Source organism: Pigmentiphaga sp. H8 (assembly GCF_003854895.1).
Classification (GTDB): domain Bacteria; phylum Pseudomonadota; class Gammaproteobacteria; order Burkholderiales; family Burkholderiaceae_B; genus Pigmentiphaga.
This window is the reverse complement of the sequence record NZ_CP033966.1, coordinates 5876641-5897574: the sequence shown is the minus strand read 5'-3', so window position 1 is coordinate 5897574 and position 20934 is coordinate 5876641. Positions and strand designations below refer to the sequence as shown.

The window sequence follows — 20934 nt, the reverse complement described above, 5'->3', positions numbered from 1 at the left end:
GGCCGTTCCATGTCTTTCTACTCGATCCAGATACTGAACGCGCTGTCGCTGGCGATGCTGCTGTTCCTGATCGCCGCGGGCCTGTCCATCATCTTCGGGCTGATGCGCATCATCAACCTGGCCCACGGCTCGTTCTACCTGCTGGGCGGCTACTGCGGGCTGAGCGTGCTGGCACGTACCGGCAGCTTCTGGCTGGCGCTGCTGGCCGCCGCCGTCGTCGTCGGCCTGGTCGGCATCGTGCTGCAGCGGCTGTTGCTGCAACGCGTGCAGAACAACGAGCTGGGCCAGGTGCTGATGAGCTTCGGCGTGCTGCTGGTGATCTCGGACTTCGCCTTGTGGTTCTGGGGCGGGCTGCCGCAGACCCTGGAGCGTCCGGAGTTCCTGGACGGCGCGCTGCGGTACGGCGGCATGGTGTTCCCCAAGTACCGCGTGGCGCTCATCGCCTGCGGCGCCGCCGTCGCGCTGGCCCTGTGGCTGCTGATCGAGAAGACCCGCATCGGCGCCATCATCCGCGCCGGCGTGGACGACCCGGGCATGGTGCGCGCCCAGGGCATCGACATCCGCCTGGTGTTCACGCTGGTGTTCGCCGCCGGCGCGGCCCTGGCGGGCGTGGCGGGCGTGCTGGGCGGCGCCATGCTGGGCATTTATCCCGGCGCCGATTTCGAGGTCATGCTGCAGGCCTTCGCCGTGGTCGTGATCGGCGGCCTGGGCAGCCTGAAGGGCGCGCTGTACGGCAGCCTGCTGATCGGGTTCGCCGACACGCTGGGCAAGGCCTTCATACCCGAGCTGGCCATGTTCACGATGTTCGTTCCCATGGTGGCCATGCTGGTCATCCGGCCCAACGGCCTGTTCGGCCGCGCATGAGGCAAGCCATGACCGCTTCCCGATTCTCTTTCTCCTCCCCCTGGCTTGCCACGGCGCTGGGCACCGTCGCGCTCGTCGTGCTCGGGCAGGGGCTGTCGTCGTACGGCGCCGGACTCGTCATCGACTGCCTGGTGTTCGCCATTCTGGCGCTCGGCCTGAACCTGCTGCTGGGCTACGCCGGGCTGCCGTCGCTGGGGCATGCCGCGTACTTCGGCGTGGGGGCCTATACCGCCGGGCTCGTCTACCTGCACGTGTCCACCAACTTCTGGCTGGCGGCCGCCGCCGCGATCGTGGCCAGCATGGCCGTGGCCGCGGTGTACGCGCTGCTCGCGCTCCGGACCACGGGCGTCTACTTCCTGATCATCACGCTCGCGCTGGGCCAGATCACCTGGGCCACGGCCTTCTCGTGGCGCTCGGTCACGGGCGGCGACGACGGACTGCGCGGCATCGGCCGGCCGGACCTGGGCCTGCCCGGCCTGTCCGTCGCCGACACCGACGGCTACTACCTGCTGGTCGTCCTGGCCACGGCCGCCGCGCTCTGCCTGATGGCCATCCTGGCGCGATCTCCATTCGGCCACGCGCTGCGGGGCATCCAGCAGAACGGTCCGCGCATGGCGGCCCTGGGCTACAACGTCTGGCTGTACAAGTACCTGGCCTTCATCATCTCGGCGGGCTTCGCCGGCTACGCGGGCGTGCTGTTCGTCTTCTACAAGGGTTTCGTCAGCCCCGAGTCGGTCGGCATCGTGATCTCGGCCGAGATCACGCTGATGGTCATCATAGGCGGAGCCGGCACGCTGGCCGGGCCGGTGCTGGGCGCCTTCATCGTGATGCTGCTCAGCCACCTGGTCAGCGGCTTCACCGACCGCTGGATCACCTGGCTGGGCCTGCTGTACGTGGCGGCCGTGCTGTTCGCGCCGCGCGGCATCGTCGCCCTGGCCCACGACCTCGTGCGCACCCGGAGGGCTTCATGAGATCCGCGGCGGTACAACTCGAAGGCATAGGCATTTCATTCGGCGGTCTGCGCGCCGTGTCCGACGTCTCGCTCGACATCGCGGTGGGCGAGCGCCGCGTGCTGCTGGGGCCCAACGGCGCGGGCAAGACCACCCTGTTCAACATGATAGGCGGGCAACTGACGCCGACGGCCGGCAAGGTGCGGCTGTTCGGCGAGGACGTGACCGCGCTGGCGCCGCACCGGCGCGCGCACAAGGGCCTGGCGCGCACCTTCCAGATCACCTCGCTGTTTCAGGACGCCAGCGTGGAAGAGAACGTCCATCTGGCGGTGCGGGCCTTGTCGTCCACCCGCTACGGGATGATGCGCGGCGCCGCCCGGCCCGGCCCGGTCTGGGAACGGGTGCGCGCGCTGCTGGACGACTGGCGCTTCACCGCCGATCGCCGCACGCGCGTGTGCGACCTGTCCTACGGCGACCAGCGCAAGCTCGAACTGGCAATGGCGGTGGCCGGCGAACCCCGGGTGCTGCTGCTGGACGAGCCGACCTCGGGCCTGTCCGCCATGGAAACCGAAAGCGTCGTCACGCTGATCAAGGAACTGCCGGCCGACGTCACCGTGATCGTGGTCGAACACGACATGGACGTGGCCTTCGAGGTGGCCGACCGCTTCACCATCCTGCAGAACGGCCAGATGGTCATGACCGGCACGGCCGAGGAAGTGCGCAACAACGCCGAGATCCGGCGCATCTATTTCGGTGAAGGCGAATGACCACGACGCATCCCCGCTTGCTCGACGTCGCGGACGTCCACACCTACTACGGCCCGAGCTACATCCTCCAGGGCGTGACCCTGGGCGCCGCCCAGGGCGAGGTGGTCGCCATCCTGGGGCGCAACGGCGTCGGCAAGACTACCCTGGTCAGCACGCTGGCGGGTTTCGTACCGCCGCGGCAGGGGAAGATAAGTATCGGCGGAATCGATATCACGGGCACGACCCCGGAACGCATCAGCCGGCAGGGCATCGCGCTGGTCCCGCAAGGGCGGCGCATCTTCCGTTCGCTGACGGTGCACGAGACCCTGGAACTGGGCAGCAACCTGCGCCGCTACGACCGAGAAGGCTTGTCGTGGACCAAGGACGAGGTCTATGCCGCCTTCCCCCGCCTGGCCGAGCGACGCAACAACCGGGCGGGCGGCCTGTCCGGCGGGGAGCAGCAGATGCTGGCGGTCGGCCGCGCGCTGGTCGGCTATCCGCGCGTCGTGCTGCTGGACGAACCGACCGAGGGGCTGTCGCCGCTGCTGGTCAAGGAACTCCACGCCGTGCTGGTCGAGGTCAAGCGGCGCGGCTCGACGCTGCTGCTGATCGAGCAGCGCCTGAAATTCGCAATGGCGCTGGCCGATCGCGTCCTGCTGGTGAACAAGGGGCGCATCGTGTACGAATCCACGCCCGAGGCCCTGCAGGCCGCCGAGGAGGTCCGGGACCGCTACCTCGGCGTCTGATCCCCTGCCTGGCAACCAGGGAATACGAGGCCCCGCCCGGCGGCCATCGGCGTCCAGTCTGTGTTACGTTGGACGAGCATGGTCCGATGCGCTCGCCGCAGCCGGGCGGGAACCTGGAGGAACGCCATTCAATGGGTACGCATATCGGACACGCGCCGCAGGACGTGTGGGGCGCCATGCCGGGCGGGCCGTTCGGTAGCCAGGACGTCGTCAGTTCGGATAACGTCGAGCAGTACACCAAGCTGGTCAGCAGCCAGATCGCCCGGGTCGAGATCGGCACCGCCAGCCGCAACCGCTTCCAGCACCAGATCGCGCGCACCAGCGTCGGCCCGCTCAACTTCATCTACATCCGCTCCGATCCGCTCGAAATCCACCGCACGGCCCGGTGCATAGAACGCGACAACCAGAACGACTACCTGGTCGGGATCAACCTGGTGGGCAACGCCGTCGTCAGCCATCCGCACCAGCGGACGGTGGTGGACGCCGAAAGCCTGTTCCTGCTGGACAAGGCCATTCCCTACCGGTCCACGCACGACGACGCCACCGCGCGCATGCTGGTGTCCGTCCCGCGCCGCCTGCTGGAAAGCCGGCTGCCCGACCCCAGCCATTTCCTGTCGGTCACGCCCAGCATCCGCAACGGCATCGGCCGGCTGGCGGCCCACCATCTGGGACTGCTGGCGCAGGAAGGCCTGCTGCTGAACAACAACACGCGCATCCAGGCCATCGACATGGCGCTGGACCTGGTGGGACTGGCGTTCCAGGGCGGCGAGGCCGCGCCCGACCCCGAGGCCGGCGCGCCGCCCCAGAGCAGCGCCATCCTGCTGTCGCGCGCCAAGGCCTACCTGCGCTGCCACCTGGACGATCCCGACATGGATCCGGCCACGGTCGCCAAGGCCATGAACATTTCCAAGCGCTACCTGCACAAGCTGTTCTCGACCGCCGACACCACTTTCGGCACCTGGGTCCGGGAAGAACGCCTGACGCGGGCCAACGCGATGCTGGTGGACCCGCGCTTCGACCATATCTCCATCACCGAGATCGCGCTGCGCCAGGGCTTCAACGACATTCCGCATTTCAGCCGCCAGTTCCGCGCGCGCTACGGCTATCCGCCGCGCATGGCGCGCACCGACGCCATACGCATGACGCAGTGACCCCCGCCATCGGCGACGGCAGCCCTCTCCAATCGTCATCCCACGCCGCATCCGGGGCTCCTATCATGGAAGCCCGCCGGCCCCGGGCCGGCTCGCGATGATGGATGACCACGCATGCCGCGCACGCTCTACGACAAACTCTGGGACACGCACGCCTTTGCCGCCGAACCCGACGGCACCTGCCTCTTGTACATCGACCGGCACCTGATCAACGAGGTGTCCAGCCCACAGGCCTTCGAGGGCCTGCGGCTGGCCGGCCGCGTGCCGTGGCGGGCCGATTCCTGTCTGGCGATCGCCGACCACAATGTCCCCACCACCGACCGCAGCCAGGGCATCGACGATCCGTTCTCGCGCGCGCAGGTGGGCGCGCTGGAGGACAACGCCCGCACTTTCGGCCTGACCTTCTTCGGCATGCAGGACCGGCGCCAGGGCATCGAGCACGTGGTCGGCCCCGAACAGGGCGCGACGCTGCCGGGCATGACGGTGGTGTGCGGGGACTCCCACACCAGCACCCACGGCGCCTTCGCCTGCCTGGCGCACGGCATCGGCACCTCGGAAGTCGAGCACGTGCTGGCCACGCAAACGCTGATCGCGCGCAAGATGAAATCCATGCTGGTGCGCGTGGAAGGCACGTTGCAGCCCGGCGTGGTGGCCAAGGACATCGTGCTGGCGCTGATCGGCCGGATAGGCGCGGCCGGCGCCACCGGCCACGCCATCGAATACGCGGGCTCGACGATACGCGCGCTGTCGATGGAAGGCCGCATGACCATCTGCAACATGTCCATCGAGGCCGGCGCGCGGGCCGGCATGATCGCGGTGGACGACACCACCATCGACTACCTGCGCGGCCGGCCGTTCTCGCCGTCGGGCGGGCAGTGGGACCAGGCCGTGGCCTGGTGGCGCACGCTGCGCTCGGACGACGGCGCGGTGTTCGACACGGTGGTGGAGATCGACGCGGCCTCCATCCTGCCGCAGGTGACCTGGGGCACCTCGCCCGAGATGGTCGTGGCCGTGGACGGCAAGGTGCCGGATCCCGACACCGAAGCCGATCCGGTCCGCCGCGAGGGCATGCGCAAGGCGCTGGCCTACATGGGGCTGGCCGCCAATACGCCCATCGCCGACATCGCCCTGGACAAGGTGTTCATCGGCTCGTGCACCAATTCCCGCATCGAGGACCTGCGCGCCGCCGCCGCCGTGGTCAAGGGCCGCCGCAAGGCGCCGAACATCCGGCTCGCGATGGTGGTGCCCGGCTCCGGGCTGGTGAAGGCGCAGGCGGAACAGGAAGGCCTGGACCGCGTCTTCATCGACGCCGGTTTCGAATGGCGCGAATCCGGCTGTTCCATGTGCATGGCCATGAACGCCGACCGGCTCTCGCCGGGAGAACGCTGCGCCTCGACCTCCAACCGCAATTTCGAAGGCCGGCAGGGCGCCGGCGGCCGCACGCACCTCGTCAGCCCCGCGATGGCGGCGGCCGCGGCCATCGCCGGCCGCTTCGTCGACGTGCGCGCGCTGTAAGGAGTCCATCATGGAAAAATTCGATCGCCTGCAAGGCCTGGTCGCGCCGCTCGACCGCGGCAACGTCGACACCGACGCCATCATTCCCAAGCAGTTCCTCAAATCCATCCGCCGCACGGGCTTCGGCCCCAACCTGTTCGACGAATGGCGCTACCTGGACCAGGGCGAGCCTGGCCAGGATTGCAGCGGCCGTCCGCTGAATCCCGACTTCGTGCTGAACGAAGCGCGCTACCGGGGCGCGACCATCCTGCTGGCCCGCGCCAACTTCGGCTGCGGCTCCTCGCGCGAACACGCGCCGTGGGCCTTGCAGCAATACGGTTTTCGCGCCGTGATCGCGCCCAGCTTCGGCGACATCTTCTACAACAACGCGATGCAGAACGGCCTCTTGCCGGTGGTGCTGCGCGAGGACGAAGTGGATGCGCTGTTCGCGCTGGCGACGCGGGAACAGCCGGTGCAACTGCTGGTCGACCTCCAGGCGCAGACCGTGTCCGGTCCGGACGGCTCGCCCTCCTTCGGCTTCGACATCGCGCCGTTCCGCAAATACTGCCTGCTGAACGGCCTGGACGACATCGGCCTGACGCTGCGCAAGGCCGACCAGATCCGCGCCTTCGAGGATGCGCACCTGCGGACGTACCCCTGGCTGTCGCCCGCGCGCCGCAGCGTCTGAGCGCGTTGCCCCCTGTCGCCCGCCGTGCCACAATCCGCGCAGCGACAGGAAGGCAAGACCATGAGCAATCTCGTCCGTAAACTCGACCTGACCTCGCTGCGCCTGTTCGTCGCCGTCTGCCAGGAACGCAACATCGCGCGCGCGGCCGAACGCGAGGCCATCGCGCCCTCGGCCGTCAGCCGCCGCATCGCCGAGATCGAAGGCGTGATCGGGCAGCCGGTCATCCACCGCGAATCGCGCGGCATCTCGGTCACCCCCATAGGCGAGGCCGTGTATCGCCACGCACGGGAAGTCCTGGCCGACATCGAACGCATGGAAGCCGAGCTGTCCCAGTACGCCACCGGCGCCAAGGGCACGATACGCATCGTCGGCAACATGTCGTCCATCGTGCAGTTCCTGCCCGAGGACATCGCCGCCTTCAAGCGCGTCTTCCCCGACGTGGACATCCAGATCGACGAACAGACCAGCAGCGAGGTGCTGCGCAGCCTGACCGAAAGCGATTTCGACCTGGGCTTCTCCAACAAGGTCCCGGGCATCGAGCGGCTCGAGCACCTGCCCTACCGCAGCGACCGCCTGGTACTGGCCGTGCCGCGCCGCCATCGCCTGGCCAAGGCGCCCGTGGTGCGCCTGCGCGATTTCATGGATGAGAACATCGTCGGCATGGGGCAGGGGACGTCGCTGACGCAATTGCTGGTCAAGGAAGCCGGACGGCTGGGCGCGACGCTGCACGTCAAGATCAGCGTCAGCAGCCTGGACGCGCTGTGCCGCATGGTCCACGTCGGCCTGGGCGTCGCGGTCGTGCCGCAGCACAGCGGCGAACTGTACGTGGGCACGCTGGACCTGGCGCTGGTCCCCATCGAGGAACCCTGGGCCGCGCGCGAACTCTTCGTGGTCTTCCGGCAGCGCGAAGGCCTCTCGGCCCCCGCCGCCGCATTGGTTGACTTCTTGATGAGCCGCTAAAGAGCTACTTGGCAATGGGCATGGCGAATTCCGCGCCCTTCTCGATGCTGCTCGGCCACCGCTGCATGATGCTCTTCTGCTTCGTGTAGAAGCGCACGCCTTCCTCGCCGTAGGCATGCATGTCGCCGAACAGCGAACGCTTCCAGCCGCCGAAGCCGTGCCAGGCCATGGGCACGGGAATGGGCACGTTGATGCCCACCATGCCGACCTGGATGCGGCGGCCGAATTCGCGCGCCACGTTGCCGTCGCTGGTGAAGCAGCTCACGCCGTTGCCGAATTCATGGGCGTTGATCAGCTCGACCGCCGAGGCGAAGTCGGGCACGCGCACGCAGGACAGCACGGGGCCGAAGATTTCCTCGCGATAGATGCGCATGCCGGGCTTGACGTGGTCGAACAGCGTGCCGCCCATCCAGAACCCGCGTTCGCAGCCCGCGCCGGCCGAGGCCGCGTCGAAGCGGCGTCCGTCCACCAGCAGTTGCGCGCCTTCTTCCACGCCCACGCCGATGTAGTCGCTGATGCGGCGATGCGCGCCGGCATGCACGATGGGGCCCATCTCGGCATCCAGCTCCATGCCGTTCTTGACCTTCAGCGCATGGGTGCGCTCGATCAGGCGCGGCACGATGCGGTCCGCCACGTCGCCCACCAGCACCGCCACCGAAATGGCCATGCAGCGTTCGCCGGCCGAGCCGTAGCCCGCGCCCACCAGCGCGTCCACGGCCACGTCCAGGTCGGCGTCGGGCATGACCACCATGTGGTTCTTCGCGCCGCCCAGCGCCTGCACGCGCTTGCCGTTGCGCGCGCCGGTCTCGTAGATGCTTTGCGCGATGGGCGTGGAGCCGACGAAGGACACCGCGGCCACGTCGGGGTGGGCCAGCAGCGCGTCCACCGCTTCCTTGTCGCCCTGCACGACGTTGAACACGCCGTCGGGCAGGCCGGCTTCCTTGAGCAGCTCGGCCATGATCAGCGAAGGCGTCGGATCGATGGGACTGGGCTTGAGCACGAAACTGTTGCCGGCGGCGATGGCCACGGGGAACATCCACATCGGCACCATCACCGGGAAGTTGAACGGCGTGACGCCGGCCACCACGCCCAGCGGCTGGCGCAGTGTCCAGTTGTCCATGCCGGTGGAAACCTGGTCGGTGAACTGCGTCTTGAGCAGCTGCGGAATGCCGCAGGCGAATTCGACGATGTCGATGCCGCGCGCGACTTCGCCCTGCGCATCGGTGAACACCTTGCCGTGCTCGGCGGTGATCGCGCGGGCCAGCTCGTCCTTGTGGCGGTTCAGCAGCTCCAGGAAGCGGAACATCACGCGCGCCCGGCGGATGGGCGGCACGTCGGCCCAGGCGGGGAAGGCGCGGCGGGCGCTGGCGACGGCGGCATCGACGTCGGCGGCGGTGGCCAGCGCCACCTGGCCGGAGACGGCGCCGGTGGCGGGGTTGAAGACGTCGGCGACGCGCGATCCCTGCGCGGGCATCTTGCGGCCGTCGACCCAGTGGACGATGGAAGCGGACATGGCGGTCATCCTGAGAAGAAGAAATCGAGGATCCCAGTCTAGGCCCGCGCCGCCGATTGGATAAGCTGGCCGAAGCCGATTAAAGTGTTCAATATCTTGAACAATCCGAGCGGAAAAAAATGGCTGCCGACATCATCGGGCCGTGGGTGGCCGACATCCACCTGCTGACAGTGTTGGCCGAGACCCGCAGCTTCACCCAGGCGGCGCGCCGCCTGGGCCTGTCCAAGGCCTCGGTCAGCATGCGCATCGTCGCGCTGGAGCGCGCGGCCGGCGTGCCGCTGGTCCAGCGCACGACGCGTTCGGTGGTGCTGACCGATGCCGGCCGGGAACTGGTGGCCGACGCCGCGCCGGCGTTCGAGCGCATCGACGCCGGCTTCACCGCGGTGAAGGACCTGTCGGGCACGCCGCGCGGCACAGTGCGCGTCACCGCCCCCGTGGCCCTGGGCAGGCAGCACATCTCGCCACGGCTGGCGGCGTTCTTCCGCGGCTATCCCGACGTGCGCATCCACCTGGACCTGACCGACCGCTTCGTCAACCTGGCGCAGGAAGGCTACGACCTGGCCATCCGCCACACGGCGGCCGCGCCCGAAAGCTATGTCGCCTGGCCCCTGTGCGAGACCCGTTCGCTGCTGGTGGCCAGCCCCGCCTACCTGCGCCGGCGCGGCACGCCCCGGCATCCGCGCGACCTGGCCGACCACGACTGCGTGCTGTACCTGGGACCGGGCGCCGACACCTGGACCTTCGTTCCGGCCGGCAACGCGCAGGCCGACACGCTGTCGGTGCCCGTGCAAGGCCCCTTGAAGGCCAACAACAGCGAGGTCCTGCGCGACGCGGTGCTGGACGGACTGGGCATCGGCCTCCTGCCCGATTTCAGCGCGGCGCCCGCCATGCGCCGGCTCAGGCCGGTATTGCCGGACTGGCGCGTACAGGGTTTCTTCGGCAACCAGCTGTATGCGCTGCGCCCCTGGGCGCCACGCGTGCCGCGCGCGGTGCAATGCTTCGTGGAATACCTGCGCGAGTCGATGGCGCCGGGTTTCCCCTTGCCGGACTAGCAAGGCGCCAGCGGTCCACGGCACAACTTTTCATGGCCTCATGCCGCCGCGCGGTCCGCCAGCATGAAGGCCAGCGTCTCGGCACAGGACTGCTCCACCTTCAGGGTCAGCAACTCGTCGGCGCGCGTGCGCCCCAGGTTGACCGCCGCGACCGGCAGGCCGGCCTGCGCGCCCGCGCGCACGTAGCGATAGCCGGAATGCACCATCAGCGACGAGCCCACCACCAGGATGGCATCGGCCTCGTCCAGCGCGCGCAGTACCGTCACCACGCGCGGCGCGGGCACCTGTTCGCCAAAGAAGACGACGTCCGGCTTCAGGATCCCGCCGCAGGCGGGACAGGGCGGCACGGCGAAACGGGAGAAATCCACCGCCTCCAGGTCCGCGTCGCCATCCGGCGCATCGGCCGCGTCCAGCGCGATCCAGGCCGGGTTCATGGCCTCCAGCCTCTGCTGGAACACGGCGCGCGGTTCGCGGTGCACGCAATGCATGCAGCGGACCTGGTCCAGCCGGCCATGCAGGTCCACTACCGCGCGGCTGCCCGCCGCCTGGTGCAGGCCATCGACGTTCTGGGTGACCAGGAGCCGCATTCTCCCGCTGGCCTCCAACCGCGCCAGCGCGCGATGAGTGTCGTTGGGCCCGGCCTTCCCGAAGCGGCGCCACCCGATCATGCTGCGCGCCCAGTAGCGCGCCCGGGCCGGATCGTCGCGCATGAAGACCTGGAAGTCGATGGGCGGCGTACGTTTCCACTGGCCATCGGCGTCGCGATAGTCCGGGATGCCCGAGTCCGTGCTGCACCCGGCACCGGTCAGCACGAACAGGCGTTCGTGCCGGCCCACGAACGCGGCCAGGGCGGAGGAAGAAGCGAATACATCCATGAACGGCTCCAGGCAGGCGACCAGAATACCCGATGCGAGCCTCCAGGGCCTGTGGATAACCTCTAGGAAGCAGGGGTGTGCACACGATGTTGAGCCTTTGTGGATAACTTCGCTTTCGTCTTCGGCCGAAAAACTTGTCCAATTTCCGGGTACACCATGTGGACAAGGTTATCCACATGCTCAAAAATTAGGCAAACCGTTGAATCGAAAAGGATTTTTTGAACGGTCAAAGTTATCCACAGGCTCCTATTAACTACTACGAATTGGATAGATAGTTTTGGGATAAAGCTCAAACATCTTTTCTTCCTATTGCCACGAGGGCCGCAAGCGGCCCGGGGCGCCGCTACGCGGACGCCGGTTGACCCCGCCGGGTCGAACACCTAGCATCCAGGCGTCCCATCCCTATAAGTAAGTACGGAGCACGCGATCCGCCATGCGCATCCTGCTGGTCGAAGACGAACCCGAACTGGCCCGGTGGCTGTCAGGCACGCTGGCCAGGCATGCCGGCTTCGTCGTGGAATGGGCCGACGACGGGGTGGTTGCCGAAAAGCGCCTGCAGGTCGAGGACTTCGATGCCGTCGTCCTGGACCTGGGACTGCCCGGACTGGATGGCCGCACGCTGCTGGCCAGGCTGCGCGCCCGCGACGACCGCACGCCGGTCCTGATATTGACCGCGCGCGATTCCCTGACGGAACGCGTGACCACCCTGCACGAAGGCGCGGACGATTTCCTTCCCAAGCCCTTCAACGTGGCCGAGCTGGAAGCCCGGCTGCTGGCGCTGATACGGCGCAGCCGGGGCAGGGAACATCCACGCCTGGCCTGCGGATCGCTGGTTTTCGACCTGGCGGCCCAGAAATTCCTGCTGGACAACCAGCCCCTGGCCCTGTCGCCCCGGGAACACGCGGTTTTGCGGGCCCTGATCCAGCGTAGCGGCGAACCCATGACCAAGCAGCAGATCCTGGACCGGGTATTCGACGATGACCGCGACGTCGGGCTGGACGCCATCGAGGTAATCGTCCACCGGCTGCGCAAGCGCCTGGGCGACACCGGCGTCCGTATCGTGACCCTGCGCGGGCTGGGATACAGCCTGGAACCCGCGTGACGGCTTCCTCGTCCGGAACCCCCCTCTTGCCGGCCCGGCCACGGCGCCGCAGCCTGAAGACCACCCTGCTGTGGTGGCTGCTTCCCGTCCTGGCCGTGGTGGCCGGCGGTGGCCTGTGGCTGTCGGTCAGGCTGCTGGACGACCTGACCAATGCCGCCTACGACCGTTCGCTGGCAGGCGCGCTGCGGGCCATAGACCTGAACATATCGACGGAAAGCGGCGGGTTGGCAGTGGAACTGCCCTATAGGCTGCTGCAATTCTTCGAATTGACCGCCAGCGGCAACGTGTATTTCAGGGTGTCCACCGAGGACAACCTGACCGAGATCGGCAATCCCTCGCTTCCCATGCCGGCGCATGCGCTGGTGTCGGGCCAGGCGGAATTCTTCAATGCCGAGTATTTCGGCGAACCCGTGCGCGTGGGCGTGCTCGCGCGCCGGCTCGATCCGCCGTTGTATGGCGCGAAAGACCGCCAGCGGGTGGTCATCCAGGTCGCGGAAAGCATCGAATCGCGGGCAGCCTTCACCCGGGCCGTGCTGATGCGCGCGATCGAGCGCGATACGCTGCAGATCCTGTTGAGCGCGATCCTGCTGACAGGCGGGGTGATCATCGCGTTGCGCCCGCTGGTGCGTTTGAGCGAGGAAATCGACGCGCGCGATCCCGACGACCTGAGGCCCGTCGACGACAGCCAGGTGCCGGCCGAGGTCCAGCCGCTGGTGTCCGCCATCAACCGGCATATCGCGCGGCACGATGCCCAGGCTCGCGCGCAGCGCCAATTCCTGGACGATGCTTCCCATCAGTTGCGCACGCCGTTGACCGTGCTCAAGACCCAGGTGGATTTCGCGCTGCGCGAGAACGATCCGCAGGCGGTCCGGCAGGTCTTGCAGGCCATGCATGCCGGGGTGGACCGGTCCATACGGATGGCCAACCAGATGCTGGCGCTGGCCCGCGTCCATGATGCCTCGCTGGCCGAGGGGGGCCTGCCTTTCGTGCCGACGGACCTGGCCGAGCTGGCCGGGGAGTGTGTCCGCAGCCTGTTGCCGGCCGCGCGTGCCAAGCAGCTGGACTACGGCATCGAGGCACCCGAGGAAGCCTTGTGGATGCCGGGGTTGCCCGTGCTGCTGCGCGAAGCCGTGCTCAACCTGCTGGACAATGCCATTCGCTACAGCCCCGAGGAAGGCATGGTGACGCTGACGCTGCTGCGCGAGCCCGGGCAACTCGTGCTGCGGGTGGAGGACAGCGGGCCGGGCATGCCGGTATCCGACATCGAGCGGGCCGGCGTGCGGTTTCGCCGCGGCGAGTCCGGCAAGGGCAAGCCGGGCGCCGGCCTGGGACTGGCCATCGCGCAGCGGATCGCGGGCCTGCACAAGGGCAGACTGGTGCTGGAAAACCGGGAACCGGGCCCGGGCCTGCGCGCGTCCCTGGTTTTCCCCAGGTCTTGAATGTTGCTTCGCAGCACGAAAACACGGGAAATTGAAAGCCGGTTGAAAGCCCCGTGTTCGTACAGTCGCCTCGGTGCGGCCTGACAGCCGCGACATCGACAACAACGACAAGGAGGTGACTGATGAAACCCACAGTCCGACTGCGGGCGGCGGCGTGTGCCGCGGCCATGGCCTTCGCGGGACTGGCCGCGCAACCGGCGGCCGCCGCGCCCGAACGGCCCGAGTGCATCGCCCCCGCCAAGCCCGGCGGCGGTTTCGACCTGACCTGCAAGATCGCCCAGAGCGGCCTGCAGGAAGGCAAGTACCTGAGCGCTCCGATGCGATCGGTGTACATGCCCGGCGGCATCGGCGCCGTGGCCTACAACACCATCATCGCCCAGCGTCCGGCCGAGGCCGGCACCATCGTGGCCTTCTCGGGTGGTTCGCTGCTGAACATCGCCCAGGGCAAGTTCGGCCGCTACACCGAATCCGACGTGCGCTGGGTATCGGGCATCGGCACCGACTACGGCGCGGTCGTGGTGCGCAAGGACGCCCCCTGGAAGGATCTCAAAAGCCTGATGGCCGCCATCAAGGCCGATCCCACCAAGGTGGTGTTCGGCGCCGGCGGCACCATCGGCAGCCAGGACTGGATGAAGGCGGCGCTGACCGCGCGTGCCGCCGGCATCGACTACAAGACCATGCGCTTCGTCGCCTTCGAGGGCGGCGGCGAGACCCTGACGGCCTTGCAGGGCGGCCATGTGCAGGTGTATTCGGGCGATGCCGGCGAGGTCGCGTCCGTGCTGGACGCCGGCGTGCCCATCCGCATCCTGGCCGTGTTCGCCGACCAGCGCCTGCCGGGCCGGCTGGCCGACGTGCCCACCGCCAAGGAGCAGGGCTTCGACATCCAGTGGCCCATCATCCGTGGTTTCTACGTGGGACCGAAGGTCGCGGATGCCGACTATCAGTGGTGGGTGGGTACCTTCGACAAGATGATGGCCACGCCCGAATTCGCGAAGTTGCGCGAACAACGCGGCCTGTTCCCGTTCAACAAGACCGGCAAGGAGCTGGACGGCTACATCAAGCAGCAGGTTGCCGAGTACCGCAAGCTGGCCGACGAGTTCGGACTGGTGCGTAAATGAGCGGCGGCCGTGTCGTGTTGAACGACCGGCTGCTGGGAACGGCGGCGCTGGTTTTCGCCGCCGTGATGGTGTGGCAGGGCTACGGGCTCGAGGCGCCTTTCGCCTACGAGCCGGTGGGCCCGCGCGCCTTTCCCATGCTGCTGTCGCTGGTCATCGGCCTGTGCGGCCTCTGGCTGGCCGCAAGGGGCGGTAATCCGGTCGAGTCCGTGGCGGCGGGCGTCAAGGGACGCGTCGTCGCCGTGTCAGTGGCGCTGGCCGCCTACGCCTTCCTGTTCCAGTGGCTGGGCATTGTCCTGGCTACCTTCCTGATGAGCCTGCCGGTGGGCCGCGCGTTCGGCGGATCGTGGCTCAAGACGGGCATCACCGGGCTGGCCCTGGGCGTGGCCGTGTTCCTGCTGTTCGATAAGGTGCTGGACGTGGTGCTGCCCACCGGCCTGCTGGGAGGCCTGCTGTGAACGATATCTTCGGCCATCTGGCCACCGGTTTCTCGGTCGCGCTGACGCCGCTCAACCTGTTGATCGCGGCCATCGGCTCCTTCATCGGCACCATCGTGGGCGTACTGCCCGGCCTCGGGCCCATCAACGGCGTGGCCATCCTGATGCCGCTGGCCTTCGCGATGCAGCTGCCGCCGGAAAGCTCGCTCATCCTGCTGGCCGCGGTCTACATCGGCTGCGAATACGGCGGGCGCATCAGTTCCATCCTGATCAACGTGCCGGGCGAAGCCTCGGCCATCATGACGGCACTGGACGGCTACCCCATGGCCCGCCAGGGCAAGGCCGGCGTAGCCTTGTCGATCTCGGCCTGGAGTTCCTTCGTGGGCTCGGCCGTGGCCACCGTCGGCATCGCCATCGCCGCGCCCCTGCTGGCCCGATGGGCGCTGGCCTTTGGACCGGCGGAGTACTTCGCGCTGATGGTGTTCGCCTTCTGCTGCCTGGCCGGGCTGATGGGCGAGCAGCCCGTCAAGGCGCTGCTGGCCGCCGCCGTGGGCCTGGCCTTGTCCACCGTGGGCATAGACGAGAACTCCGGCATCTACCGCTACACCTTCGATTCGCTGCACCTGAGCGACGGCATCCAGTTCGTGGTGGTGGTGATCGGCCTGTTCTCCGTCAGCGAGATGCTGCTGCTGCTGGAACAGTCGGTCACGGGCAACGCGGTGGTCAAGCCGACAGGACGCACCCTGTTCAACATGCGGGAAGTGGCGATGACCTGGTGGGGCACGGTGCGAGGGGCGTTGATCGGCTTCGTGGTGGGCGTGCTGCCCGGCGCCGGCGCCACCGTGGCCTCGGCCATGGCCTATTCGACCGAGAAGCGCCTGGTCGAACAGTCCGACCCGGAAGGCGCGCATTTCGGCAAGGGCGACATCCGCGGCCTGGCCTCGCCCGAGGCGGCCAACAACGCGTCGGCCACGGGTTCGTTCGTGCCCATGCTGACGCTGGGCGTACCGGGATCGGGTACCACCGCAGTGATGATGGGCGTGCTGGCGCTCTACAACATCACGCCGGGGCCCGCGCTGTTCGAGCAGCGCCCCGAGATCGTCTGGGGCCTGATCGCGTCGCTGTTCATCGGCAACGCCATGCTGCTGGCGATGAATATTCCCATGGTGGGCGTGTTCGCGCGCATGCTGTCGGTGCCGACCTGGGCGCTGGTGCCGTTCATCGTGACGGTGAGCACGATAGGCGTGTACTCGGTGCACGCCACCACCTTCGACCTCGTGATGATGGTGGCGCTGGGCGTGGTGGGCTATCTGCTGCGCAAGATGTCGGTGCCCATGGCGCCGCTCATCCTGGGGCTGGTGCTGGGCAACATGATGGAGCAGAACCTGCGCCGGGCGCTGTCCATCACCAACGGCGACACGGCCATCCTGTGGGAAAGCCCGGTCAGCATCGGCCTGTGGCTGTGCGCGGCGGCCGTGCTGATCGTGCCGGTCACGATGCGCGTGCTGGCCCGGCGTCGCGCGGGCGCTTCCGAACCCGCCGCGTCGGCCTAGGCGACACAGGCGGCAGGCATGCGGGCGATCGGGCCCGCATGCCGCTTTCAGACCCGCTGCAGGCGCTCCAGCGCCGCGTCCAGCGTGCTGTCCTTCTTGGCGAAGCAGAAGCGCACCAATTGCCGGTTCGAGGCCGGCGCGTCCGGATCCGTATGGAAAGCCGCGATGGGTATGACCGCCACGCCGTGCTCGGTGGTCAGCCAGCGCGCGAATTCGCTTTCTGGCGCATCCGAGATCGCGCTGTAGTCGGCCAGCAGGAAGTAGGTGCCCGGGCAGGGCAGGGTGCGAAAGCGCGTCTGCTTCAGACCCGCTTCCAGGCGGTCGCGCTTGGCCTGATAGAAGGCGGGCAGTTCCAGGTAGTGGCGGGGATCCTGCAGGAACGCGGCCAGCGCGTACTGCATGGGGGTCGAGACCGCGAACACCATGAACTGGTGGATCTTGCGGAATTCCACGGACAGGGCGGCGGGTGCGCAGCAATAGCCGATCTTCCAGCCGGTGGTGTGGAAAGTCTTGCCGAACGACGAGATCAGGAAGCTGCGGGCCGCCAGCGCCGGCCGGCGCGCGATGGACGCATGCCGGCGGCCGTCGAACACGATGTGCTCGTAGACCTCGTCCGAGATCAGCACCACGCCCGTGCGTTCAAGGATGCGTTCGAGCTCGTCCAGGTCGCCGTCGTCCAGCACCGCGCCGGTTGGATTGTGCGGGAAATTGATCAGCAGGGCCCGGGTGCGCGGCGTGATGGCGCGCCGTACCGCGTCCCAGTCGGGCCGGTAGCCGGGAGCCTCGGGCGTGGGCGCAAGCAGCTGTACCGCCACCGGCGTGGCGCCCGCCAGGCGTATGGCCGGCACGTAAGAGTCGTAGTTGGGCTCCAGCACGATGACCTCGTCGCCGGCGCCGGCCACCGCCAGGATGGCGGTCATCAGGGCCTGGGTGGCACCGCTGGTCACGGTGATCTCCGTCTCGGGATCGTAGGCCGCGCCGTACAGCGCCTGCGTCTTGGCCGCGATGGCGGCGCGCAGCGCCGGGATCCCCGGCATGGGGGCGTACTGGTTGTGGCCCGCGGCCATGGCGGCGTCCACCTGCGCCAGCAGGCCGGCATCGGGATCGAAATCGGGAAAGCCCTGGCCCAGGTTGATGGCGCGGGTTTCCGTGGCCAGCCGGCTCATGACGGTAAAGATGGTGACGCCGACGTCCGGCAATTTGGAATTAATCATCAGCTTGCTTGGGCCTTGGATGTACCATTCGTCTTCATCGAATCAGTCTACCTCCATGCGTCCGCCGGCGGCCACGCCCGCCTGTTTCGTTCCCCATGTTCGTCCGTCTACTGCTAGGTTTCGCCATCGCGCTTTGCGGCTCGCTGATAGCGGTCGCGCTCCATACCCCGCTGCCCTGGATGCTGGGCGCGCTGATCGCCACGGCGGCGACCAAGATCGCCGGCGTGCAGTCCCGGAGCCGGACCGAACTGCGCTATGCGGGACAGTGGGTGATAGGCGTGGGCCTGGGGCTGTATTTCACGCCCATGGTGGTCGACGAGATCGCGGGCAATCTGCTGCCGCTGCTGCTGGGGGCCATCTTCTCGGTGGCCGCGGGGCTGGCCGGCGCCTGGTTCCTCCAGCGCGCCGGCGGCGTGGAATTCAGCACCGCCTATTTTTCGTCCACCATAGGCGGCGCGGCGGAAATGGCCAACCTGTCCGACCGCTACGGCGGCAAGGTGGCGCTGGTCGCCTCGGCCCACAGCCTGCGCATCCTGCTTGTCGTCGTGCTGGTGCCGCTGGCTTTCCGGATGTCGGGCGTGAACGGCAGCGGGCTTTTCGCGCCCGCCATGACGGCGGTGGATCCCGCCGGCCTGGCGGCGATGTTCGCGCTGGGTGCCGGCGGCGCGCTGCTGGCCGTGCGGCTGCGCATACCCAATGCCTGGGTGCTGGGGCCCATGGCCGTCACCATCCTGCTGACGTCCAACGACATGGCCTTGTCGGCGATGCCCACCTTCATGCTGAACGCCGCGCAGTTGCTCATAGGCTGGTCGCTGGGCGACCGCTACACCCCCGATTTCTTCCGGACGGCCCCGCGCTTCATGGGATTGATCCTGGCCTACACCCTGGTCGTGATCATGCTTTCGGTGGGCCTGAGCCTGCTCCTGGCGCGTCCCAGCGGCATCGCGCTGCCCACGCTGATCCTCGGGCTGGCGCCTGGCGGTATTGCCGAGATGTGCATCACCGCCAAGGTGCTGCAATTGGGGGTGCCGCTGGTAACGGCTTTCCAGGTGTTCCGGCTGGCCTTCGTGCTGCTGATCACCCCGCCGCTCTACCGTGGTTTGCTTATGCGTTTTCCGGCGTTGCGCGACTGATTTCGAGCGCCCTGCGCAGGGTGATCCGGGCCTGTTGCGCGGCGTGGACATGGCATTTGCGATACGCCTGCTAAATATTATTGATTCGCAAAGTACACGCGGGTATGCTGCGATTCGCAGTTGAATTCAAGCAGCACGCAAGTCCCGTCTGCCATTGCGGATGTCCGCCATTACCGCATTTCAGTTCGTGTCGGCGTTCTTGGTTCCATTGCATTGTTTATTGATTAGAGGACGCCGAACATGGCACAGAAGGGCAAGGTCAAATGGTTTAACGCGGACAAAGGTTTCGGCTTCATCACGCCGGACGCCGGTGGTCCGGATGTGTTCGCTCACTTTTCCGCCATCGTCGGCCGCGGCTACCGCAGCCTGGCCGAAGGGCAGGAAGTCGAGTACGAAGTCAAGGACGGCCCCAAGGGCCCCCAGGCTTCCGACATCAAGCCGCTGTAAATAGCCGCACATGCGCGGGGCGGCGCACGCCGCCCCGCTTCCCCATCCCGCTCCCCAGCGGGGTGGGCTTGTTTTTTTCTAAAGTATTTGACCCCACCTACTGACCCCCCTACGCCCTTCGGGCGCCCCCCAGGGGGCGAAACCGGCGGACTGGCGAAGCCAGATCCGCGGTTTCCTGGGTCTAGGGAAAGCATCTTGAACTGAAACACGGGTGCTACCGCCGGCAGCCAGCGATAGCACCGGTGCCATAACCCAAGAAACGGGTACTAGACCCAGGATGCGGTGGATCCGGCTCCGCCGGTCCACCCGCATCGTCCCCTTGAGGGGGAGCGGCCAAAGGCCGCTTGGGGGTGGGCTTTCCTTCCGGTCCACCCGCATCGCCCCCTTGAGGGGGCCCGCGTAAGCGGGTAGGGGGTGGGCTTCCCTGGCCCGCACAAGCGGGCAGGGGTGGGCTTCCCTACGGGGTGACCAGATTAGCGGGTTTCCCCGCCGCCCACGCCAATATGTTCTCGAATGCAACCTTGAAATAAAGGTTGTAGCTGTTGCTTTCCACGAAGCCGATGTGCGGCGTGCAGATGACGTTCTCCATCCGCAGCAGCGGGTGGCCTTGCAGGATGGGCTCGCTTTCGAAGACGTCGACCGCCGCCAGCCCCGGCCGGCCCCGGTTCAGCGCCAGGACCAGGGCATCGGGCTCCACCAGCTCCGCCCGCGAGGTATTCACGAACAGCGCCTCGGGCCCCATGCGCTGCAGGTCGGCCAGCGTGACGATGCCGCGGGTTTCCTCGCTCAGCTTGAGCAGCATGCACAGCACGTCGCTGCCTTCGAACAGCGCCTCCTTGCTGGCCGCCGTCTCCAGGCCGTCGGCCCGTGCCCGGTCCAGGGTGGATTCGCGGCCCCAGACCGTCACCTTCATGCCGAAGGCCTTGCCGTAGCCCGCGATGATCTTGCCGATCTTGCCGTAGCCGAACAGGCCCAATCGGCCCCCGTGCAAGGTCCGGCCCAAGCCGAAATTGGGCGGCATCGACGACGCTTTCATGCCGGATTGCTGCCAAGCCCCATGCTTGAGGTTTGCCGCATATTGAGGAATTCGCCTCATCGCGCTCATAATGAGCGCCCACGTCAGTTCTGCCGGCGCAACAGGCGAGCCGACCCCCTGAGCGACGGCGACCCCGCGCTCGGTGCAGGCCTCCACGTCGATGTGCGACCCGACGCGCCCCGTCTGGGAAATCAGCTTCAGCTGAGGCAATTTATCCAGCAGGGCGCGGGTGATGGGCGTACGCTCACGGATCAGTACCAGCGTTTCCGTGTCGCGCAGCCGGACGGCCAATTGGCCCAGCCCCTTGACCGTGTTGTTGTAGACCTTGACGTCGTGGCCATCGAGCAGACTGAAGCAGTCCAGCTTGCGTACCGCGTCTTGATAGTCGTCCAGAATCGTTATGCGCATGGGCTTTCCTT

The 20934-nt window shown here is 67.6% G+C and carries 20 protein-coding genes; 16 read left to right on the top strand and 4 right to left on the bottom strand.

The genetic code is table 11. From position 1 onward, the window contains the following. Window positions 1–9 precede the first annotated feature (9 nt). The 8 genes from EGT29_RS27915 (at window position 10) to EGT29_RS27880 (ending at window position 7599) form a co-directional block, all read left to right on the top strand. A complete protein-coding gene (locus EGT29_RS27915; RefSeq protein WP_124692062.1) occupies window positions 10–864 on the top strand; it encodes a branched-chain amino acid ABC transporter permease in 855 nt (284 codons plus the stop codon). Between the two features lie 8 nt (window positions 865–872). Continuing rightward, the gene (locus EGT29_RS27910; RefSeq protein WP_161568016.1) at window positions 873–1835 is read left to right on the top strand and encodes a branched-chain amino acid ABC transporter permease; all 963 of its coding nucleotides are present in this window, start codon (window positions 873–875) and stop codon (window positions 1833–1835) included. Continuing rightward, window positions 1832–2581, top strand: a complete 750-nt coding sequence (locus tag EGT29_RS27905; protein WP_124692060.1) for an ABC transporter ATP-binding protein — start codon at window positions 1832–1834, stop codon at window positions 2579–2581. Before EGT29_RS27910 ends, EGT29_RS27905 begins: the two co-directional genes overlap by 4 nt. Beyond that, the gene (locus EGT29_RS27900) at window positions 2578–3306 is read left to right on the top strand and encodes an ABC transporter ATP-binding protein (RefSeq protein ID WP_124692059.1); all 729 of its coding nucleotides are present in this window, start codon (window positions 2578–2580) and stop codon (window positions 3304–3306) included. Before EGT29_RS27905 ends, EGT29_RS27900 begins: the two co-directional genes overlap by 4 nt. Before the next feature lie 131 nt (window positions 3307–3437). Next, window positions 3438–4457 (top strand): helix-turn-helix domain-containing protein, encoded by a 1020-nt coding sequence (locus EGT29_RS27895; protein WP_161568015.1) that lies wholly within the window; start codon window positions 3438–3440, stop codon window positions 4455–4457. 114 nt (window positions 4458–4571) lie between these two features. After that, window positions 4572–5972: a 3-isopropylmalate dehydratase large subunit gene (leuC, locus tag EGT29_RS27890; RefSeq protein WP_124692057.1), complete on the top strand. Its 1401-nt coding sequence runs from the start codon at window positions 4572–4574 to the stop codon at window positions 5970–5972. Between the two features lie 10 nt (window positions 5973–5982). Next, the gene (gene leuD, locus EGT29_RS27885) at window positions 5983–6639 is read left to right on the top strand and encodes a 3-isopropylmalate dehydratase small subunit (RefSeq protein ID WP_124692056.1); all 657 of its coding nucleotides are present in this window, start codon (window positions 5983–5985) and stop codon (window positions 6637–6639) included. A 60-nt stretch (window positions 6640–6699) separates the two neighbouring features. Beyond that, window positions 6700–7599 carry a LysR substrate-binding domain-containing protein gene (locus EGT29_RS27880; protein WP_124692055.1) on the top strand — a complete coding sequence of 300 codons (900 nt, stop codon included), beginning with the start codon at window positions 6700–6702 and terminating at the stop codon, window positions 7597–7599. 4 nt (window positions 7600–7603) lie between these two features. Here the strand turns inward: EGT29_RS27880 and EGT29_RS27875 are convergent, their stop codons facing one another. Then, entirely contained in the window at window positions 7604–9112 is a 1509-nt protein-coding gene (locus EGT29_RS27875; protein WP_124692054.1) for a CoA-acylating methylmalonate-semialdehyde dehydrogenase, read from the bottom strand. Between the two features lie 119 nt (window positions 9113–9231). Here EGT29_RS27875 and EGT29_RS27870 point away from each other — a divergent pair, with 119 nt between their 5' ends. Next, the gene (locus EGT29_RS27870; RefSeq protein WP_124692053.1) at window positions 9232–10164 is read left to right on the top strand and encodes a LysR family transcriptional regulator; all 933 of its coding nucleotides are present in this window, start codon (window positions 9232–9234) and stop codon (window positions 10162–10164) included. Window positions 10165–10202: 38 nt separating this feature from the next. Here the strand turns inward: EGT29_RS27870 and EGT29_RS27865 are convergent, their stop codons facing one another. Continuing rightward, window positions 10203–11039, bottom strand: coding sequence for an NAD-dependent protein deacetylase (locus EGT29_RS27865; protein WP_124692052.1), 837 nt, complete (start codon window positions 11037–11039; stop codon window positions 10203–10205). Between the two features lie 433 nt (window positions 11040–11472). Here EGT29_RS27865 and EGT29_RS27860 point away from each other — a divergent pair, with 433 nt between their 5' ends. From EGT29_RS27860 to EGT29_RS27840, 5 genes are all read left to right on the top strand, one after another. Continuing rightward, window positions 11473–12141 carry a response regulator gene (locus tag EGT29_RS27860; protein WP_124692051.1) on the top strand — a complete coding sequence of 223 codons (669 nt, stop codon included), beginning with the start codon at window positions 11473–11475 and terminating at the stop codon, window positions 12139–12141. 26 nt (window positions 12142–12167) lie between these two features. Then, complete coding sequence (locus EGT29_RS27855) at window positions 12168–13580, top strand: sensor histidine kinase (RefSeq protein WP_124692547.1); 1413 nt, start codon at window positions 12168–12170, stop codon at window positions 13578–13580. Between the two features lie 122 nt (window positions 13581–13702). Continuing rightward, window positions 13703–14698 carry a tripartite tricarboxylate transporter substrate binding protein gene (locus tag EGT29_RS27850; protein ID WP_124692050.1) on the top strand — a complete coding sequence of 332 codons (996 nt, stop codon included), beginning with the start codon at window positions 13703–13705 and terminating at the stop codon, window positions 14696–14698. Between the two features lie 17 nt (window positions 14699–14715). Then, window positions 14716–15153: a tripartite tricarboxylate transporter TctB family protein gene (locus EGT29_RS27845; RefSeq protein WP_124692546.1), complete on the top strand. Its 438-nt coding sequence runs from the start codon at window positions 14716–14718 to the stop codon at window positions 15151–15153. Next, entirely contained in the window at window positions 15150–16685 is a 1536-nt protein-coding gene (locus EGT29_RS27840; protein WP_124692049.1) for a tripartite tricarboxylate transporter permease, read from the top strand. The genes EGT29_RS27845 and EGT29_RS27840 overlap by 4 nt, the downstream gene beginning before the upstream one ends. Before the next feature lie 47 nt (window positions 16686–16732). On the opposite strand, the gene EGT29_RS27835 is transcribed toward EGT29_RS27840, so the two are convergent. Then, window positions 16733–17899: a methionine aminotransferase gene (locus EGT29_RS27835; protein ID WP_124692048.1), complete on the bottom strand. Its 1167-nt coding sequence runs from the start codon at window positions 17897–17899 to the stop codon at window positions 16733–16735. 95 nt (window positions 17900–17994) lie between these two features. Between EGT29_RS27835 and EGT29_RS27830 the strand changes: the two genes are divergently transcribed. Next, window positions 17995–19032, top strand: a complete 1038-nt coding sequence (locus tag EGT29_RS27830) for an AbrB family transcriptional regulator (RefSeq protein ID WP_124692047.1) — start codon at window positions 17995–17997, stop codon at window positions 19030–19032. Between the two features lie 240 nt (window positions 19033–19272). Beyond that, window positions 19273–19479, top strand: a complete 207-nt coding sequence (locus EGT29_RS27825; RefSeq protein ID WP_087840420.1) for a cold-shock protein — start codon at window positions 19273–19275, stop codon at window positions 19477–19479. 457 nt (window positions 19480–19936) lie between these two features. Here EGT29_RS27825 and EGT29_RS27820 read toward each other — a convergent pair whose 3' ends face one another. Continuing rightward, complete coding sequence (locus EGT29_RS27820) at window positions 19937–20923, bottom strand: D-2-hydroxyacid dehydrogenase family protein (RefSeq protein WP_124692046.1); 987 nt, start codon at window positions 20921–20923, stop codon at window positions 19937–19939. Window positions 20924–20934 lie beyond the last annotated feature (11 nt).

What these genes read in the sequence shown, in the direction of transcription:
- EGT29_RS27895 (WP_161568015.1), top strand. Translation starts at nt 3,438, where the DNA reads ATGGGTACGCATATCGGACACGCGCCGCAGGACGTGTGGGGCGCCATG.
- EGT29_RS27915 (WP_124692062.1), top strand. Translation starts at nt 10, where the DNA reads ATGTCTTTCTACTCGATCCAGATACTGAACGCGCTGTCGCTGGCGATG.
- EGT29_RS27900 (WP_124692059.1), top strand. Translation starts at nt 2,578, where the DNA reads ATGACCACGACGCATCCCCGCTTGCTCGACGTCGCGGACGTCCACACC.
- EGT29_RS27835 (WP_124692048.1), bottom strand. Translation starts at nt 17,899, where the DNA reads ATGATTAATTCCAAATTGCCGGACGTCGGCGTCACCATCTTTACCGTC.
- leuC (WP_124692057.1), top strand. Translation starts at nt 4,572, where the DNA reads ATGCCGCGCACGCTCTACGACAAACTCTGGGACACGCACGCCTTTGCC.
- EGT29_RS27910 (WP_161568016.1), top strand. Translation starts at nt 873, where the DNA reads ATGACCGCTTCCCGATTCTCTTTCTCCTCCCCCTGGCTTGCCACGGCG.
- EGT29_RS27865 (WP_124692052.1), bottom strand. Translation starts at nt 11,039, where the DNA reads ATGGATGTATTCGCTTCTTCCTCCGCCCTGGCCGCGTTCGTGGGCCGG.
- EGT29_RS27905 (WP_124692060.1), top strand. Translation starts at nt 1,832, where the DNA reads ATGAGATCCGCGGCGGTACAACTCGAAGGCATAGGCATTTCATTCGGC.
- EGT29_RS27830 (WP_124692047.1), top strand. Translation starts at nt 17,995, where the DNA reads ATGTTCGTCCGTCTACTGCTAGGTTTCGCCATCGCGCTTTGCGGCTCG.
- EGT29_RS27860 (WP_124692051.1), top strand. Translation starts at nt 11,473, where the DNA reads ATGCGCATCCTGCTGGTCGAAGACGAACCCGAACTGGCCCGGTGGCTG.
- EGT29_RS27875 (WP_124692054.1), bottom strand. Translation starts at nt 9,112, where the DNA reads ATGTCCGCTTCCATCGTCCACTGGGTCGACGGCCGCAAGATGCCCGCG.
- EGT29_RS27820 (WP_124692046.1), bottom strand. Translation starts at nt 20,923, where the DNA reads ATGCGCATAACGATTCTGGACGACTATCAAGACGCGGTACGCAAGCTG.
- EGT29_RS27850 (WP_124692050.1), top strand. Translation starts at nt 13,703, where the DNA reads ATGAAACCCACAGTCCGACTGCGGGCGGCGGCGTGTGCCGCGGCCATG.
- EGT29_RS27870 (WP_124692053.1), top strand. Translation starts at nt 9,232, where the DNA reads ATGGCTGCCGACATCATCGGGCCGTGGGTGGCCGACATCCACCTGCTG.
- EGT29_RS27825 (WP_087840420.1), top strand. Translation starts at nt 19,273, where the DNA reads ATGGCACAGAAGGGCAAGGTCAAATGGTTTAACGCGGACAAAGGTTTC.
- leuD (WP_124692056.1), top strand. Translation starts at nt 5,983, where the DNA reads ATGGAAAAATTCGATCGCCTGCAAGGCCTGGTCGCGCCGCTCGACCGC.
- EGT29_RS27880 (WP_124692055.1), top strand. Translation starts at nt 6,700, where the DNA reads ATGAGCAATCTCGTCCGTAAACTCGACCTGACCTCGCTGCGCCTGTTC.